The organism is Bacillus cereus group sp. BfR-BA-01310 (genome assembly GCF_022664325.1).
Classification (GTDB): domain Bacteria; phylum Bacillota; class Bacilli; order Bacillales; family Bacillaceae_G; genus Bacillus_A; species Bacillus_A paramycoides.
This window is the reverse complement of record NZ_JAKUHD010000005.1, coordinates 1-16062: the sequence shown is the minus strand read 5'-3', so window position 1 is coordinate 16062 and position 16062 is coordinate 1. Positions and strand designations below refer to the sequence as shown.

The following is a 16062-nucleotide window of genomic DNA, read 5'->3' as shown; positions in this document are numbered from 1 at the left end:
ATGGAAAAAGGGTGATATCCCTCTTTCCTATCAATCCTCTAATATAGATTCAATTTTTTCATATCCTTCTCATTCAATGAAACGTCCACTGTTTTTACACTTTCTCTTATTTGTTCTGCACGCTTTCCACCAGGAATAACAGCATCGATTCCTGGTTTATTTAATAGCCATGCTAACGCTAAGTGAGACACTGCTATATTATTTTCTTTGGCTAAACCTTTTAACTTTTCAACTCTCTTAAAGTTTTTCTTATATGTATTTTCCTCAAAAAGATTTACGCCATTGCGCCAATCTTTTTCATTCACTTTAAAATCTTCTGTATATTTACCGCCTAATATTCCAAAAGCAAGTGGCCCATATGGAATAAATGAAATACCCGCTTCAATACAATACGGTAAAAGTTCTTCCTCTGCATTACGATCTAGCATATTGTAAGGCGATTAACATCTATATCTCCATATCGATTCGCTTCTTTTAATTGTTCTACATTTACATTTGATATCCCAATTGAACGAATTTTCCCCTCTTCTTTTAAACGGATAAGCTCTCCAATTGAATCTATGTAACTTGTTTCAGAGTTTGTAAAATGTAAATAATATAAATCAATATACTCTGTCTGTAATCTTCTTAAACTATTCTCCACAGCGTTTTATTTCAATTCGAGAAGAAGACTTGAATGCTAGATTTCCGGGCTTATTAAATGTCGTATTAAACGCGACAGAACCATACTAAAAAACATCTCATATGCGTATGAGATGTTTTTTAGTAATTCCTATTCTTTTAATAAAGTGAAACTTTAATCAGTGGGGGGTTTTATTCATCCCCCACTGATTATTAGTTGAACCAATCGGGCTTTTACGGGCAGTTGATCTCCCAACTAACTTCTTTGCTTTACAGCCACATTCTGAGGTAGGAGTCTTACTACCCGTTAATGCGGGACAAATCTATTAATCCATTTCCTTCAGATGTACGCTCATATCCTAAAGGTACGGTTCTTTTAATAAGTTGCGCATATATTTCCGGCTCTGATAGCTTTCTACCATATTCTCTCTCGCACTGCTTAATAAGAAGTGCTAATGCCCCAGCGACATGCGGTGTCGCCATTGAAGTACCACTTAATACCGCATATTTCCCCTCTGGATACGTAGATAGTATTTCATCACCTGGCGCTACTAAATCAATTTCTTGATTTGAATTACTAAAGCATGAAATTTTCCGCTCTAAATTAACAGCACCTACTTCAATTACTTCAGAATAAGCACCTGGAAAATCTAATTCTTCAGTATCATCATTACAATCTCCATCATTTCCTGCAGCGCATACGACAAGTACGTCCTGCTTTACTGCATTTTGAATAGCTTCATGTAACTCTGGTACATCTTGTGGACCACCAAGGGACATTGAAATAATTCTCACTTTCTCTTTATTCGGTCCCCTCCAATTCACTGCATAATGAATTGCCTCAATAATTTGCTCATAACTTCCAGAACCGTCTCCTGCTAATACTTTTAATACTAACAATTTAGCAAGTGGTGCTACACCTAAAACACCTACTCCATTTTCAGTGGCTGCAATTGTACCCGCTACATGAGTACCATGCCCATTATTATCAAGATAAGTATTTTGATCCCCTTCATAATCTTTTGTGAAATTTCTTCCACCAATAATACGATCCTTTAAATCTATATGATTTATATCACAACCTGTATCTAAAACGGCAACGACAATGTCTTTCCCTTTTGCACTCTTTTCCCATACTTCCGGAGCGTGAATCAGTTGTACGCCTGGTGGAATTTCGTTTACTTGTTCAACCACTTTATTTACGGTAAACGGAATTAATTTAATACCTTTTTGTTTATTTGCTGTACTACTGTTCATCGTAATCCCTCCTGAAAATGTATTATTTTCATTTCAGACCACTACTTTAGATTTAAGATTCGTTTTATTCGCTCCATTTTCCTTCCTTTCAAATATTTCTCAATAAACAAAATAAAAGGACCTATTAAATGGTCCTTTTATTTTTCAGTTTTTCAAAAGAATAATATAAATTAAAACTAAATCTCACTCTTGTTCAAAAACTGCTCAATTTCTTTTATTACATGTTTTGCTCCTTCTATACTAACAGTAATGTTTCCATTTGCTAATGAAATATTTTGTTCTGAAACATCACCTGTTATTTGACAAGCATTGTAAGGTTGATATTTTTGTAAGATGACTTTGTCTTCTTCTACGAAAATTTCAAGTGGTGATTTAATTTGTATTCCTAATACATCTCGTAATTCTTTAGGAATAACTATCCGTCCCAATTCATCTACTTTTCGAATAATTCCTGTTGCTTTCATGTTACTCCCCCCTTACTCTCTATTAATTTTTTCACCTCGCTATTTTCATTTTATCACTATATATTTGGTAATGGTTGCCTCTTTTTAGAAAATATAGTACGAAAGTTAAAAAAACACATTCAACGAATATTCAATCTTTCTTTCAATTGTTTTAAATAACGAGATCGTATAAGTATGAAGTATAGAGCTTGGATACCTATGAAAATACTTAATACAACCATATTCTCTTTAAAAAGTGAGTACTCAAACATTTGTCCTAATGCCGTTAATGCTACTGCCCCATGTAATGTTGCAACCCCAATTGGAACGAAGAATAAAAGCGCTAAGCGGATTGTGACCACTTTCGATAATTCTCCTCTTGTTAATCCAACTTTTCGAATCATTTCAAATAAACGAGCATCATCTTCTAAATCAGAAAATAATCGGAAGTATAGAAAACTTCCCGCACAAACGAAAAATACAATACCAATAAAGAAACCTACAAATAAAATTGGCCCCGCAATTTGTAAACTTTGATTTTGATCGTACTCTTCTGCACTAAACGTTGAATATTCTTGATAAGGCTTAAGCTGATGCGTAAGCTCTTTACCAATCTCAATTTCATCTTTCGTTCCTTTCGTTTTATACATATAATCTTTTACTTCTGTAAATCCATCTTGTAATAAATCATATTGATTGTTAGAAATCACATACACATTACCCATAAGTATTTTACTTAGTGAAGAAGTATTAATTTTTTTCACTTTTAAAGTCTCATTAATATTTGATAAAGAAATTTCTTTTCTTTCTTTTATCGGTGGTCCTGGTATTTCTGTTGATAAAAATAAAGCTTCTTTACCTGATAATGTATTGAAAGGTTCTCCAGTTAACTTCGCATATTCCTTATAATCAGCTTCTTTTATAAAAATGGCGCTTCTTAACGACTGCTCCTCAGTTTTCTTCGATGAAATATTTATTTTTGAAGCTGCTATATTATGTTTCTTTAATCCTTCGTCAATGATTTTCAGATGCTGTGATTCATTACTATTTCCTTGCTTAGAATGATAGTGAAACGAAATTGGTCTGTTCATAATTTCTTTCGTCATTGAAGCAAATCCAACCAATGTACCAATTGCTGAAAATGCTACAGTTGAAATAATCGTTACAATAAAGAACATTCTCGCGTTATCTCTCATACGGTATGCTAAATCTGATAAAGTAATAATATTTGTTCTTGTCCAGTAGAAACGTTTACTTTTTTTACATAATCGAATAATAAAAACGCTTAACTGCTTATACAGTAAATACGTACCAATAATGACTACCGTTGTGACAGGTATCATCATAATAAATACCATTGCACCATGTGACATAAGAGCTCCTACATACCCTGCGCCCAGTAGTACTACCGCTAATATAGAAGAAATAATAGATGCTTTCGGTTCTGGCTTCGCCTCTGCTGATCCTCTAAACAATTGCATAATTTTATTTTTACGAACCATTCCTGCACTAAACAATGAAATGATAATAAATAATACGAAAAACATAACACTCGTTACAGCAATCGCTGATTTCGGTATGTAATAAGATAAAGAAATATCTAATTTTAATAACAATGGAGCTACAAAAATTAATATACCTGAAAACAACATACCTGAAAGAATACCTATAATAATTGCCCCGATGCCAATCATGATATTTTCAAAAAAGATAAGTCGCTTTAATTGATATTTCGTCATTCCAAGCATCATTAATATCCCTAGCTCACGCTTTCTCGTTTTTAAAAACATTCCCATAGAATATAAAATAAAGAAAAATGTAAATAAGTAAATAATAGACTGTGCAAAAGACATACTTACAAATACATATTGTCCTAATGTCCCTGCACTTAATGCTGGATGAAATGCAAAAAATGAATAAACAAAAAAAGCCATAATTGCAAATGCACTACTCAAAAAATAAGCCGAGTATGTCCGTCTATTTCGTGTCACATTTCGAAATGCGAGTTCTCTAATATTCATACTACTTCTCCGCCCTTCTACTAACTATGTTTTTATATTAGTAAGGTTCGGAAATATCTTCCATCGATTCAAATGACAAAAACCTTACATTATTGAAAGGTTTAAAAAAATTGCTTATACAAAAAAGTTTACTTATAATTACTACATTCATATTCATACACGCATCCTATTGTATATTCGTTAGTTTTGCGAAATAATAAAGGATAGAAGTATGTACCAATATACATATAAACTTATTAACCGTTTTAATATGAATAGGAGGAAAACATAATGACATTACAAGAACAAATTATGAAAGCATTACACGTTCAGCCTGTAATTGATCCGAAAGTAGAAATTCGTAAACGAATTGATTTCTTAAAAGATTATGTAAGAAAAACAGGTGCAAAAGGATTTGTACTTGGAATTAGCGGCGGACAAGACTCTACATTAGCAGGACGTTTAGCTCAGCTTGCAGTTGAAGAAATTCGTAAGGAAGGTGGAAACGCAACGTTTAGCTCCGTACGTCTTCCGTACAAAGTACAAAAGGATGAAGATGACGCACAATTAGCATTACAATTTATTCAAGCTGATCAATCTGTTGCTTTTGATATCGCTTCAACTGTTGATGCTTTTTCAAATCAGTACGAAAACTTATTAGGAGATTCATTAACAGATTTCAATAAAGGTAATGTAAAAGCACGTATTCGCATGGTTACACAATATGCTATCGGCGGACAACAAGGATTACTTGTTATCGGAACTGATCACGCTGCAGAAGCTGTAACAGGATTCTTTACAAAATTCGGAGATGGTGGTGCAGACTTATTACCATTAACGGGATTAACGAAACGCCAAGGACGTGCTTTACTACAAGAATTAGGTGCAGACGAGCGACTTTATTTAAAAATGCCAACAGCTGATTTATTAGATGAAAAACCAGGTCAAGCTGATGAAACAGAATTAGGCATTACTTACGATCAATTAGATGATTATTTAGAAGGTAAATCAGTTCCAGCTGACGTTGCAGAGAAAATTGAAAAACGTTACACAGTGAGTGAGCATAAAAGACAAGTACCAGCGTCAATGTTTGATGATTGGTGGAAATAGAACATAAAAAAGAAGCTAATCTCATTTAGCTTCTTTTTTATATGTTAACGATATACACCTACTCTTTTCTCTAATAAATCCTGTAAGCAATCTTCATGTTGCTTATTAAATAATGGCGGCATTTCGTCTAACGGGAAAAACTTCAAATCTAACGTTTCATTTCCGTCTATTTTTTTGCTCCCTCCAACGATTGAGAACTTAAAGAATATCACAATTGACTGGGCTTGATCACCATTCGGATATGTTTGAAAATATTTCGTGTACACTCCAATAAGCTCATTTATTTCTACATCATACCCGGTTTCTTCTTTAATTTCTCGAATCGCAGTTTCCGCAGCCGACTCTCCTATCTCCATTGCGCCACCTGGAAAGCCCCAAGCATTAAAGTCTCCTCTTTTTTGCAGTAATACTTCTCCCTCTTTATTAAATACACAACCACCCGCAAAGTTTAAGAAAACATAATCATGCCCTACTTTTTCACGTAATTCTTTTATATAATCGGCCATTCTCTTCCCCTTTTCATACTTCTTCTATCGTTATTTCTTATTTGTTTCTAGCAATTCAATAATTCGATCTAGCTTCTGATTCATATTGATAACATGCTGTTTTTTTACAGCGGTATTTTGCAATATTTTTTTGATAAACAAAGTAAATGATATGAAAAACAAAACGATAAGTCCGATTACTAGACAAGTATATATCAATGTAAATATATTACTTTCGAACAAGTTCATTCAGCCTTCACATCCTCTCCTTTTCGATTTTATCACATAATTCTAAATCTTTCTAGAATAATCAATAAATATAAAAAGAGCACCTTTTACAGATGCTCTTCTTCATTAATTAATACGTAAATGTAATTGTCGCTAATGAATAACCCGCCATTGCACTATATGGTGCCACTTGATAAGATACACGCTTTGCACCTTTTGGCCAAGTTATTTCATCTAGTACTTTTTTTATATCTTGCATTGTTCCATCCATTGACTGTTTATATCGCACTTCTACTTTTTCTGGCTTGGAAGCAAATTGTTGCTGTAATTTTTTCTTAAATTCATTGTAATTTTCTGCTCCATATTGTGCAGACAAGTACTTTAAATTTGTTTCTTTTAACATCTGTTCATATACAGCAGTTTTTGAACTACCGGCTTTTATTTTGTTTGTTAATTCGTTGAAGTAACTTGTAGTTGCTGCTGGGTATTTACTTCGATCCCATTCATGGTCTTTGCTTAATTGGTCATCAGACATATTAAAATATGAATATGTTACACGCCCAGCTTTATCAGGCACAGGATCATCAAACGTAGTATCAAGGTGGTACCACTTGTTATCAATGTTTACTAAATTCCATGCGTGAGCTTGTCCATTTCCTTTTCCAGTTACAATATGAGATTGAATACCTGCTTCTTTTAGTAATTGATATGTTAACAATGTATATCCTTGGCAAACTGCAGAACGATTCGCTAACGCTTCATATGCTGTATATGCTTGATAAGACGTATCATAGGATACATGTTTCACAACATAATCATGAATAGCTTTCACTTTTTCATGTTCATCCATGCCTTGTTTAATGATAGAATTCACAATTGCTTTCGACTGAGACTTTACATATTGTGTTTGCTCTTTTGATTCACGATACTCCACTTGTAATGTGAACGTATAATTCCCTGGCATCCCTTTTATAGAATATTTAGTAGACGCTACATTATATTTTACATATTCATCAGCATCTACAATTTTACTATACTCTTTATATAATTGATCCATAACATCTCTAGCATTTCTATCTTTCGTTTTATATGCAATTGTAATATTTTCATCTCGATTATCAATGTGTTTTTTTAATTCTTTTCGAAAATTATCCAATAATTTAGCATCTGATTGTGTAGTCACTACAGTCGATGTAGTAGCTGCGTAAGATACAGACGACGCATGTAAGCCACCCATTACAATTGTTGAACAAAGTGCGACAGCCGTCACATACTTATTTGTCTTTCTCATCTCGTCACTCCTTACATTCTATAAATATACGAAAAAAAGCATCGTATATTTTCAGAGTATACAATACTTTTCAGAAAAGGTCATATGAGATTATGCATATTTATTAATAAACATTATGAAAAAAGTTGTTCTTTTAGAAAAAGAACAACCCCTTCTTTAGCAAGTTTGTAACACACAACATGTATTTTCAAAACGTCGATTCTTCAAATCTTCATTTCCAATACAGAAATAAAGCATTCCTAATTCTCCCCAAACCATATTACAATTTTTATAATCAGAATCAATTTGGAATAAAAGCGTCATATGCTGCGGATCTATCCCCATATATTGTCCGGTCTCGTACAATACTTCTTCTTGTACGGAGAATGGTTCTCCAAACATTTGATGATTATCATAGTTGTCTGGGATTAGCTCTTCAAGTAATTGCAAGAAACGATCTGAATCCGCCTCATCTTCAATGAAAAGCTCCGGTAATTTATACGTAAGTTCAAATGAAATTGTACATTGAGTAAATTGCACCTGATCTTCATCTGCTCTTCGTAATTGCTCTGCGGGAATATCATAATAAAGTACACGCCCAGCTTCACTTGGATTCACAGCTTCTTCAAAATAATTTTCAATACTAAAGAAATATAACATCCCTGTCTTAGGAAGATTATGATCCATGCCAACGTTTTGTAAATCACTTAAATTAAATTGTGCGATAAAGCGTAATGGATTCCCTTTGTATGTTGGATATTCAAATGCATCCGGCAAATCAGGAACTCCGCCCAGCTTCGAACTACCTATCGCAATTGTTTCCTGCTGATTTGGCACAACTTTTATACAAGGAAATATAGTATTTACAAGCTCCTGTTTCAAATGCGCTAGTTCATATTTATCAATTAATACTTCAATTTTCTGCTTCATAAATTCTCCTTACATTTACATACTTATTTGTATCATAGCACAAAGATTATAATCCATTCATTGTAAATTCAACAAGCTCTCAAAAAAACGGGCTCATCCCTCGTACGCGAACAAGTTTAAAAGAGCATAGTATACATTGTTCCTACAAACATGATATCTCATAATTTCTTACAGTATACTTTCCCTCGTTCATTTTCACTTTTAATATAAGGAGGAATTCCACATGGGTTACGGTGGTTACGGTTACGGCGGTAGTTGTGGCGGTTACGGCGGCGGTTACGGCGGTAGTTGCGGTGGATGTGGTTATGGAGGTTTCGCTTTATTAATCGTTTTATTTATCCTTCTAATCATCATCGGAGCTAGCTGTTGGGGCGGCTTTGTAGGCTGCTAGTAAACTTAAAAACTATTGTAAAAAAGCACGTACAATACGTGCTTTTTTGCCATTTCAGAATTTATCCCGCTATTTGCGGGCAGTAAGACTCCCACCTCAAAATTCGGCTGTAAAAAAAGAAGTTAGGTGGGAGTCGGGCTGCCCATAAAAGCTCGATTGGTGAGGGCTAATAATCAGCGTGGAATACCCCCACTGATTAAAGTTTCACTTTATTATCCGAAAGGGAGTATGTTTATGAAGATTGATGGTGTTTTCGAAGGAGGCGGTGTACGCGGAATTGCACATGTAGGAGCAATTTGTGCGTTAGCCGAAAAAGGTTATGAGTGGGAACGTTTAGCAGGGACATCAGCTGGTGCTATTATCGCAGCACTTCTAGCAGCAGGATACTCCTGTTCCGAATTAAAAACGATTATAACTGACATTGATTATAACAAATTTACTAAGAAGACTTTTCTTGATAGAATTCCCTTTATCGGTAAAGGATTAAATGCATGGTCTACTCTAGGTATTTATTCAAATGCATTTCTCGAAGAATGGCTCGAAGACCTGCTTAAAAAAAAAGGAATTCATCTATTTACAGACTTACCTGATTTGAATAAACTCAAAATTATCGCTTCAGATATAAGCAATGGTAAAATGGTTGTCTTCCCTGATGATTTACCAAGCTACGGATTTTCGAATTATCGCTTCTCTATCGCTAAAGCAGTACGAATGAGTGGAACTATTCCGTTCCTCTTCGAACCAGTGAAATGGCGAACACCAAAATGGAAACAGCCTTGTTATATGGTTGACGGAGGTATTTTAAGTAATTATCCAATTTGGATTTTCGATTCACCTTCCTCGCCTCGCTGGCCTACCTTTGGATTTCATTTCGTGAAAGATGAAATTCAAGCTGATCCCGCCCACTATGAAGATCCTATCTCCATGTTCAAAGGATTATTTAAAACGATGATGCAAGCTCATGATTTACGTCATTTAGATAAAGAAGCAAAGGCAAGAACTATTACAATTCCAACAGGAACCATTACAAGTACTAATTTTCAATTAACTAAAGAAGAGAAAGAATGGCTCTATAACTCTGGTTATAACGCCGCTAATAATTTTTTACAATCTTGGAATTTCAGGCAATATGTTGATAAATATAGAAACGGAAATCAGGATCGAAAAACAAATCGATTTTTCCGTCAGCTCGACTCATAGTATTATTTTTTTCATTAAAGAGAGATCGATACTCTAAATATAAATAAGCCTAATAATTTAGTATGTTATTAGGCTTATTTACTTTCTGCATACTTCCACACATCGTTTAAGGATAAGTTAACCCTTTTGCTTCTTCCGCGGTAATTACTACGTAACGATTTCCCGTTCTTAATCCTAACAATTCAGCTTTTTCAATCGCGTCCTGCTTCGTCTCTGCATAAGCTGCTAAATATTTATCTCCGTCAATAATTTGACAAATCACATATTGTTTCATTCTATTCTCCTTTTACCTTTTTATCCCGCTATTTGCGGGCTAATAACCAATGTGGATGATCAAAAATCATACTGATTAAAGTTTCACTTTATTAATTGCGCTACCTTTTTTATTCCAATTTCAATTTCTTCTAAAGTTGCATAAGAATACGAAAGTCGTAAAAATTGGTTCGCACTTCTATCATACAAAGTACCTGGGTTTAATAACACCTTTTCTTGCAAAGCTTTTTCAAATACACTACGATTCGAAAAAGGTAGATTCATATGTAACCAAATATAAAAGCTCCCTGCTGGCTCATGCCAAGTTGCAATTTCACTGCAATACTTTTCTAACATACTTATCATAAAATCTCTACGTTTTTTTAATTCACTTCTGATTAACTGTAAATGTTCATCATACAAACCATCTGTAAACCACTCTGCTGCAATTTGCTGGGATATAGAACTTGAACCATAATCTGTTTGCATTTTTATATCTGCTAATCTTTGAATAACTGGTTCAGCCCCAACAATCCAGCCAATTCTTAAACCAGGACTTATAACTTTGGACATGCTCCCGATATGTAATACTATCCCGTTTTTATCATATGCCTTTAAAGGCTTTGGAACTGGTGCATCGAACCATAAATCTTGATAGACTGCATCCTCAATAATAGGTAATCCAATTTCATTACATATACCCATCACTTCTTTCCTCTTTTTAGCATTCATACTAAAGTTCGTCGGATTATGAAAAGACGGAATTGTATATAAAATTGATGCATTAAATTGTTTCTTATATTGTGTAATATATGAAGTGTTTATACCATTCTCATTCATTGGCATTCCTATCAAGCGCATCCCTGCTGATTGAAAAACATTAATAGAATATAAATATGATGGTTTTTCTAATAGAATTGATGCTCCTTTTGGAAGTAGCCCCATGGAAATAAGCTGCAGTGCTTGAATTGCCCCTGAAACAATTAAAATAGAGTTAGGGGATACATAAACACCATGCCCTTTTAAATATTCCGCAATTTTTTCTCTTAGATGGCGATTTCCTTTCGGTTCTTCATACCCAAGTGGAACATTTGTCTTTATAAACTTATTAATAATTCTCTTCATTTTTTCCTCAGGTAAAAGACTCGGTGAAAGCTCGCCAGTTCCTAATCGAATCACATTGGGATAAAATTCAGCTTGATTAATCTCTTGTATAGCAGGAAGATTCGGATAATGAAGTCCTGTTTCTACATAAGACTGCCAGTTAGGTGGCGGGGCATATGTTGAAGTATTCTCGCTATTATTTACAACAATTGTTCCCTTCCGGCCGTTCCCCTCAATATAGCCTTTTGCTACTAATTCATCGAACGCCATTACAATTGTACTTCGATTCACTTCAAATGTTTGTGCCAAAGCTCTTTGTGAAGGTAATTTCGTTCCAATTGTCCATTCCCCATTAACAATTCTTCCCTTTATGTATGTTTCTATTTGTTTATATAGTGGAATAGACGAAGACATATTAGGTTTCCATTCTAATCTTTCCATCCTATCACCCCACATTCATTTTGGTTGGTCGACTATCCAACCATATGGATGGATACAATTTCTCAGTTCCTCTATACAATATACACTATCATAATTAATTACACTAAGTAGGAGGTAATATAATGAGTGAAGCAATTATTCACGGTATCATCCTTGCATTTGGTCTTATCATCCCATTAGGTGTCCAAAATGTTTTCGTCTTTAACCAAGGCGCCAGTCAACCAAATATTTGGCGCGCTGCTCCTGTAGTCTTGACTGCATCTATATGTGATACATTATTAATTTTAATTGCTGTACAGGGTGTATCCCTTGTACTCCTTACTTTTTCTTGGTTAACAACTACCTTGTATATGATTGGATTTTTCTTTCTTATGTATATGGGCTGGGTTATTTGGAAAAGTAATCCTTCAAATGATGTACAACAAGAAAAAAGCATGCCTTTAAAAAATCAAGTGCTTTTCGCCGCATCGGTTTCATTACTAAATCCACACGCAATTTTAGATACAATTGGTGTAATCGGAACAAACTCTATCCAGTACATAGGAAGTGAGAAATGGGCTTTCACTTTTGCAACAATTATCGTTTCTTGGATTTGGTTTATAAGCTTAGCTATGGCTGGAAAATTTCTAAAAAGACTAGACTCAACAGGAAAAACGATTATAGTATTAAATAAATTTTCAGGGCTAATCATCTGGGGCGTCGCACTTTATATGTTAAAACAAGTGCTTTTTCCTAACTGAATAAAGTGAAACTTTATTCAGTGGGTTTTTTCTCAGTCCTACTGATTATTAGCTCACACCAATCTGGCTTTATGGACAGCCCGAAAATAGCCTGATAAAGAGAATTGCATGCTAATTACAAATCATGCAATTCTCTTTCCAATTATGAAGTTGGTTCCGGTTTTTGTTTTTGCACCATGTTATCTTTTGCTGGTTTAATCCAAATAATTGCTATGACAGCACCAATAGCAGCGAAGATACTTGTTAAATAAAACACTTCATGGTCCGCCCCTTTCATAAAAAAAGAATAAAGGGGTGGTCCAGCTGCTACACCGATAAATCGCATTGAACTATAAAATGAAGTAACTGTGCCCCTCTGCTCTTTTTCAATTCCTTGAGTAATAAGAGCATCTAAACATGGTAACGCAATACCAATACCTACCCCCATAATAACAAGACAAAGAAGTAGCAAATAGATCCCTTTTATAAATAAAGGTAATACGACAGAGGCAGCAGCCAATAAAAACCCAATATAAATACACTTTTTCATAACATCCTGTTTATCTCCAATTTTCTTACCAGCCATATATGAGCTAAGTGATAGTACAAGTAAAGGAATAGCAAGTACACACCCTTTCCATATACCATGAATGTCGTACTTCGACTCCAGTATAGTCGACAGATAAAAAAGGATTCCGAATAAAATAAGCATAATAATTGCACCTAGTATAAAAATGGCAATTAACCATCTTCCCTTTTCTCGAAACGTAGAGATAATAGATTTAACAAATTCTTTCAGTGGAGGCGCTTGTTCTTCTTGTTTCTTCGCCTTTACTAACACCAATAATAAAACAATCGATATTACACATAAAACTGGAATCGCCCAAAATGGTAAGAACCATACAATGGCCGCAAGAGCAGATCCTAAAATAGGACTCAATACTTTTCCAAATGTATTTGACGTCTCAATAATACCTAAGCCGGCACTAACCTGTTTTTCATCTTTGTACAAATCACCAACGCATGGTATAACAACTGGCATAGCTCCGGCAGCTCCTATCCCTTGAATTGCCCTTCCGATAAGAATCCAAACATAGGGATTATCAACTTTCCATGATACCCAGCCCGTAATCGCTCCTCCAATAGCTGCAATTACTAAACTTGGAACCATTACTATCTTTCGTCCCCATCTATCTGATAAATAACCAGCAATTGGTATAAGCAAAATCGCAATGATAGAATAAATTGTAATAATCATGGATACTTGGAAAGATGAAATATGTAATTTTTTTTCAATGGTTGGCAGAATTGGAATAAGCATTGAATTACCTAATGTCATAACGAGTGGAACTGATGCAAGCGCAATTAAACAACAGTTTTCTTTTTTTAACATGTTGATTTCGGAACCTTTCATCATATATTTCTTACCATATAATAGCCCTGCTGGAACTTAATTTTACATTCCACCAGGGCTATTACATCTTTACTACTTTCCATTCACAACAAAAGAAATTGGGTAAAACATAGCGTTACTTCTATTCTTTGAATCCAGTTCACAATATATCCATACCAATTAATTGAAAATAAAAAAGAAAGGAAGAATCCTTCCTTTCTCCTATAACCTTCTACATTTAGCGAGTATATCCGCCACCAAGCTGTTGTTCTGCCATCGCTACAAGGCGTTTTGTAATTTCACCGCCTACAGAACCGTTTGCACGTGAAGAAGTATCAGCTCCAAGTTGTACACCAAACTCTTGTGCAATTTCATATTTCATTTGATCTAGAGCTGCTTGTGCTCCATTTGATGCTAATTGATTAGTGTTACGATTTCTAGCCATTACCGATCACCTCCTTATATATATTAAATTGTATCAAAACCGATATTAAATACCTGGTAATTTTTGGTTATTCATTTTTTAAAAAAAGAGTCTCCGCAATGAGACTCTTACATCATTTCACATTATGAAGTTACTACTTCTAATTTTCTATTTGTTAATACCTTCATTACTAAACTTTTCGTCTTTTTACAACATTAAATCCGTATTTTTTAATAGCCGTAAGTTTAGTTTACATAATATAATTATTTAAACCTAAATTGATAATGTTTTATATAAACAATCCATATCTCGCCACACATATGCTATTTCTTCTATATTTAGTCTTGCTAAAAATTTTGTATCAATTTTTTCAGGATTATATTTTTCATAAAATTTTTTAGAAGGATTATTAGAGACAACCCAAACTAAAAGAGATTGTATATTATTTTTTTTACAATCTGATAGTAAAGCTTGAAATAAACGCTGTCCTATCTTCATCCCTTGATACTCTTGTAAAATGTATATTGCATATAACTCCCCATCACAATTATATGTACCCGTTCTTTCAGCTCCACCATCGATAAATCCGATAATTTTCCCATTTAACGTCTCTGCCACAAACCTATATTGATGCCCGTCTTCTTTTTGAAAGATACTTTCCCATAGCTTTTCTCGTTGTTCATACGTTATATTTTCTAAAATTTCGTTAGCAAATATCCCTTTATACGTTGTTTTCCAGCTTTCCACATGCACTTTTGCTATACTTGCAATATCATTTTTCGTTGCCCTTCGAATATGTATCTCCAACATTTGCATCCCCCTATGTAAATAATTATAGCAAAATGCTTTTTGATGTATAAAAAAAAAGAGTGAATTTTCATCACCCTTTTCAATCTTTTTTATCTACTTTCCACTTCAACAGATACAACATGATCGATTTCTTTTAGAGAACTATATAACTCAGTTGTATATAAATCTTCCGGAGCTAAAATTACCATTTCTAATTGCTGAGATGCTCCATTATCAATATCTTTAATTTTCACTCGCTTCACTTGCATATTTAAATTTTTAATTTGCTTAAAAATCCCATCTAACTCTCGATGCTTATTTACGGTAATTTTTATAGACAAGTCCTTTTGTCTCAATGAATACGGGCCTGCAATTTTCACAAGCTGTGGTAGTACATTGATTGCTAATATAATTAAAATCATGGCAACTATCGCCTGTATATAGAAACCGGCCCCAATCGCAATACCTAGCGCTGAAGCGGCCCATACCATAGAAGCTGTCGTTAATCCCGAAATAACATCGTTACTTCGTCTTAAAATTACACCTGCCCCAAGAAAACCGATACCACTTACAATTTGAGCAGCTAATCGCATTGGATCCATATTCGTATGTCCTGGAACAGAATATACATTCACTGATTCAATTGAAACCATCGTAATTAAACAACTCGCTACAGAAATAACCATACTTGTTTTCACTCCAAGCGGTTTATTCTTTAGCTGTCTATCTATTCCGATGAATAATCCTAAAAAGAGTGCTAAACCTAATTTGAATAAAAATTCATATGACATATTTCATTCTCCTTACTTTACAATGTTCCCTTCGAATAATACACTATAACTCTTTTATGATATCAATTCCAGTCTTTTCTATTCATTGAACGACAAAAGCCGAAAAAACATTTTTTACTGCAATGAAGTGACCCCATAAAGTTAGACAGATTATTTCATTAGGCAACCTTTTGGGCATGGGTCCGGTATTGTACCGGGCTCATGCCTTTTAGTT

Annotated in this window: 17 protein-coding genes and 2 pseudogenes; 5 read left to right on the top strand and 14 right to left on the bottom strand. The window is 34.2% G+C overall.

The window, feature by feature from the left end; translation table 11 throughout:
- Positions 1-30: 30 nt before the first annotated feature.
- A pseudogene (locus MR109_RS12530) lies at positions 31-649 on the bottom strand (aldo/keto reductase); the annotation flags it as partial.
- On the opposite strand from MR109_RS12530, the pseudogene MR109_RS12525 reads away from it, so the two are divergent.
- Positions 643-732 (top strand): annotated as a pseudogene (locus tag MR109_RS12525) (transcriptional regulator); the annotation flags it as partial. The pseudogenes MR109_RS12530 and MR109_RS12525 sit on opposite strands and share 7 nt — an antisense overlap.
- 189 nt (positions 733-921) lie before the next feature.
- On the opposite strand, the gene MR109_RS12520 reads toward MR109_RS12525, so the two are convergent.
- From MR109_RS12520 to MR109_RS12510, 3 genes are all read right to left on the bottom strand, one after another.
- Positions 922-1878 (bottom strand): serine protease, encoded by a 957-nt coding sequence (locus tag MR109_RS12520; RefSeq protein WP_242272269.1) that lies wholly within the window; start codon positions 1876-1878, stop codon positions 922-924.
- 176 nt (positions 1879-2054) lie between these two features.
- Positions 2055-2342, bottom strand: coding sequence for an AbrB/MazE/SpoVT family DNA-binding domain-containing protein (locus MR109_RS12515; RefSeq protein WP_002171490.1), 288 nt, complete (start codon positions 2340-2342; stop codon positions 2055-2057).
- Positions 2343-2461: 119 nt separating this feature from the next.
- Positions 2462-4342, bottom strand: coding sequence for an FtsX-like permease family protein (locus MR109_RS12510; RefSeq protein ID WP_242272267.1), 1881 nt, complete (start codon positions 4340-4342; stop codon positions 2462-2464).
- Between the two features lie 270 nt (positions 4343-4612).
- On the opposite strand from MR109_RS12510, the gene nadE reads away from it, so the two are divergent.
- Entirely contained in the window at positions 4613-5431 is an 819-nt protein-coding gene (nadE, locus tag MR109_RS12505; RefSeq protein ID WP_242272266.1) for an ammonia-dependent NAD(+) synthetase, read from the top strand.
- Between the two features lie 44 nt (positions 5432-5475).
- Here the strand turns inward: nadE and MR109_RS12500 are convergent, their stop codons facing one another.
- The 4 genes from MR109_RS12500 to MR109_RS12485 form a co-directional block, all read right to left on the bottom strand.
- Positions 5476-5937 carry an NUDIX hydrolase gene (locus MR109_RS12500; RefSeq protein WP_002171487.1) on the bottom strand — a complete coding sequence of 154 codons (462 nt, stop codon included), beginning with the start codon at positions 5935-5937 and terminating at the stop codon, positions 5476-5478.
- Between the two features lie 30 nt (positions 5938-5967).
- On the bottom strand, positions 5968-6165 hold the full coding sequence (locus MR109_RS12495; protein WP_002171486.1) for a DUF4083 domain-containing protein: 198 nt from the start codon (positions 6163-6165) through the stop codon (positions 5968-5970).
- Positions 6166-6274: 109 nt separating this feature from the next.
- Complete coding sequence (locus tag MR109_RS12490; RefSeq protein WP_242272264.1) at positions 6275-7435, bottom strand: transglutaminase domain-containing protein; 1161 nt, start codon at positions 7433-7435, stop codon at positions 6275-6277.
- A 156-nt stretch (positions 7436-7591) separates the two neighbouring features.
- Positions 7592-8344, bottom strand: coding sequence for a YwqG family protein (locus tag MR109_RS12485; RefSeq protein ID WP_242272263.1), 753 nt, complete (start codon positions 8342-8344; stop codon positions 7592-7594).
- Between the two features lie 223 nt (positions 8345-8567).
- Here MR109_RS12485 and MR109_RS12480 point away from each other — a divergent pair, with 223 nt between their 5' ends.
- Positions 8568-8735 (top strand): YjcZ family sporulation protein, encoded by a 168-nt coding sequence (locus MR109_RS12480; RefSeq protein WP_002171483.1) that lies wholly within the window; start codon positions 8568-8570, stop codon positions 8733-8735.
- A 234-nt stretch (positions 8736-8969) separates the two neighbouring features.
- A complete protein-coding gene (locus MR109_RS12475; RefSeq protein ID WP_242272262.1) occupies positions 8970-9935 on the top strand; it encodes a patatin-like phospholipase family protein in 966 nt (321 codons plus the stop codon).
- Positions 9936-10041: 106 nt separating this feature from the next.
- On the opposite strand, the gene MR109_RS12470 is transcribed toward MR109_RS12475, so the two are convergent.
- Positions 10042-10209: a DUF3933 family protein gene (locus MR109_RS12470; RefSeq protein WP_002171481.1), complete on the bottom strand. Its 168-nt coding sequence runs from the start codon at positions 10207-10209 to the stop codon at positions 10042-10044.
- A gap of 83 nt (positions 10210-10292) precedes the next feature.
- Positions 10293-11732 carry an aminotransferase-like domain-containing protein gene (locus MR109_RS12465; RefSeq protein ID WP_242272260.1) on the bottom strand — a complete coding sequence of 480 codons (1440 nt, stop codon included), beginning with the start codon at positions 11730-11732 and terminating at the stop codon, positions 10293-10295.
- 122 nt (positions 11733-11854) lie between these two features.
- Between MR109_RS12465 and MR109_RS12460 the strand changes: the two genes are divergently transcribed.
- A complete protein-coding gene (locus MR109_RS12460; protein ID WP_242272259.1) occupies positions 11855-12472 on the top strand; it encodes a LysE/ArgO family amino acid transporter in 618 nt (205 codons plus the stop codon).
- Positions 12473-12614: 142 nt separating this feature from the next.
- Here MR109_RS12460 and MR109_RS12455 read toward each other — a convergent pair whose 3' ends face one another.
- From MR109_RS12455 to MR109_RS12440, 4 genes are all read right to left on the bottom strand, one after another.
- Complete coding sequence (locus MR109_RS12455; protein ID WP_098305290.1) at positions 12615-13868, bottom strand: bacillibactin exporter BcbE; 1254 nt, start codon at positions 13866-13868, stop codon at positions 12615-12617.
- Positions 13869-14082: 214 nt separating this feature from the next.
- Positions 14083-14289, bottom strand: a complete 207-nt coding sequence (locus MR109_RS12450; RefSeq protein WP_002171477.1) for an alpha/beta-type small acid-soluble spore protein — start codon at positions 14287-14289, stop codon at positions 14083-14085.
- A 252-nt stretch (positions 14290-14541) separates the two neighbouring features.
- Positions 14542-15078 (bottom strand): GNAT family N-acetyltransferase, encoded by a 537-nt coding sequence (locus MR109_RS12445; protein ID WP_242272257.1) that lies wholly within the window; start codon positions 15076-15078, stop codon positions 14542-14544.
- 89 nt (positions 15079-15167) lie between these two features.
- Entirely contained in the window at positions 15168-15848 is a 681-nt protein-coding gene (locus tag MR109_RS12440; RefSeq protein WP_071720394.1) for an MgtC/SapB family protein, read from the bottom strand.
- Positions 15849-16062: the final 214 nt, after the last annotated feature.

What these genes read in the sequence shown, in the direction of transcription:
- MR109_RS12510 (WP_242272267.1), bottom strand. Translation starts at nt 4,342, where the DNA reads ATGAATATTAGAGAACTCGCATTTCGAAATGTGACACGAAATAGACGG.
- MR109_RS12455 (WP_098305290.1), bottom strand. Translation starts at nt 13,868, where the DNA reads ATGATGAAAGGTTCCGAAATCAACATGTTAAAAAAAGAAAACTGTTGT.
- MR109_RS12445 (WP_242272257.1), bottom strand. Translation starts at nt 15,078, where the DNA reads ATGTTGGAGATACATATTCGAAGGGCAACGAAAAATGATATTGCAAGT.
- MR109_RS12500 (WP_002171487.1), bottom strand. Translation starts at nt 5,937, where the DNA reads ATGGCCGATTATATAAAAGAATTACGTGAAAAAGTAGGGCATGATTAT.
- nadE (WP_242272266.1), top strand. Translation starts at nt 4,613, where the DNA reads ATGACATTACAAGAACAAATTATGAAAGCATTACACGTTCAGCCTGTA.
- MR109_RS12475 (WP_242272262.1), top strand. Translation starts at nt 8,970, where the DNA reads ATGAAGATTGATGGTGTTTTCGAAGGAGGCGGTGTACGCGGAATTGCA.
- MR109_RS12485 (WP_242272263.1), bottom strand. Translation starts at nt 8,344, where the DNA reads ATGAAGCAGAAAATTGAAGTATTAATTGATAAATATGAACTAGCGCAT.
- MR109_RS12495 (WP_002171486.1), bottom strand. Translation starts at nt 6,165, where the DNA reads ATGAACTTGTTCGAAAGTAATATATTTACATTGATATATACTTGTCTA.
- MR109_RS12450 (WP_002171477.1), bottom strand. Translation starts at nt 14,289, where the DNA reads ATGGCTAGAAATCGTAACACTAATCAATTAGCATCAAATGGAGCACAA.
- MR109_RS12515 (WP_002171490.1), bottom strand. Translation starts at nt 2,342, where the DNA reads ATGAAAGCAACAGGAATTATTCGAAAAGTAGATGAATTGGGACGGATA.
- MR109_RS12470 (WP_002171481.1), bottom strand. Translation starts at nt 10,209, where the DNA reads ATGAAACAATATGTGATTTGTCAAATTATTGACGGAGATAAATATTTA.
- MR109_RS12490 (WP_242272264.1), bottom strand. Translation starts at nt 7,435, where the DNA reads ATGAGAAAGACAAATAAGTATGTGACGGCTGTCGCACTTTGTTCAACA.
- MR109_RS12440 (WP_071720394.1), bottom strand. Translation starts at nt 15,848, where the DNA reads ATGTCATATGAATTTTTATTCAAATTAGGTTTAGCACTCTTTTTAGGA.
- MR109_RS12465 (WP_242272260.1), bottom strand. Translation starts at nt 11,732, where the DNA reads ATGGAAAGATTAGAATGGAAACCTAATATGTCTTCGTCTATTCCACTA.
- MR109_RS12460 (WP_242272259.1), top strand. Translation starts at nt 11,855, where the DNA reads ATGAGTGAAGCAATTATTCACGGTATCATCCTTGCATTTGGTCTTATC.
- MR109_RS12520 (WP_242272269.1), bottom strand. Translation starts at nt 1,878, where the DNA reads ATGAACAGTAGTACAGCAAATAAACAAAAAGGTATTAAATTAATTCCG.
- MR109_RS12480 (WP_002171483.1), top strand. Translation starts at nt 8,568, where the DNA reads ATGGGTTACGGTGGTTACGGTTACGGCGGTAGTTGTGGCGGTTACGGC.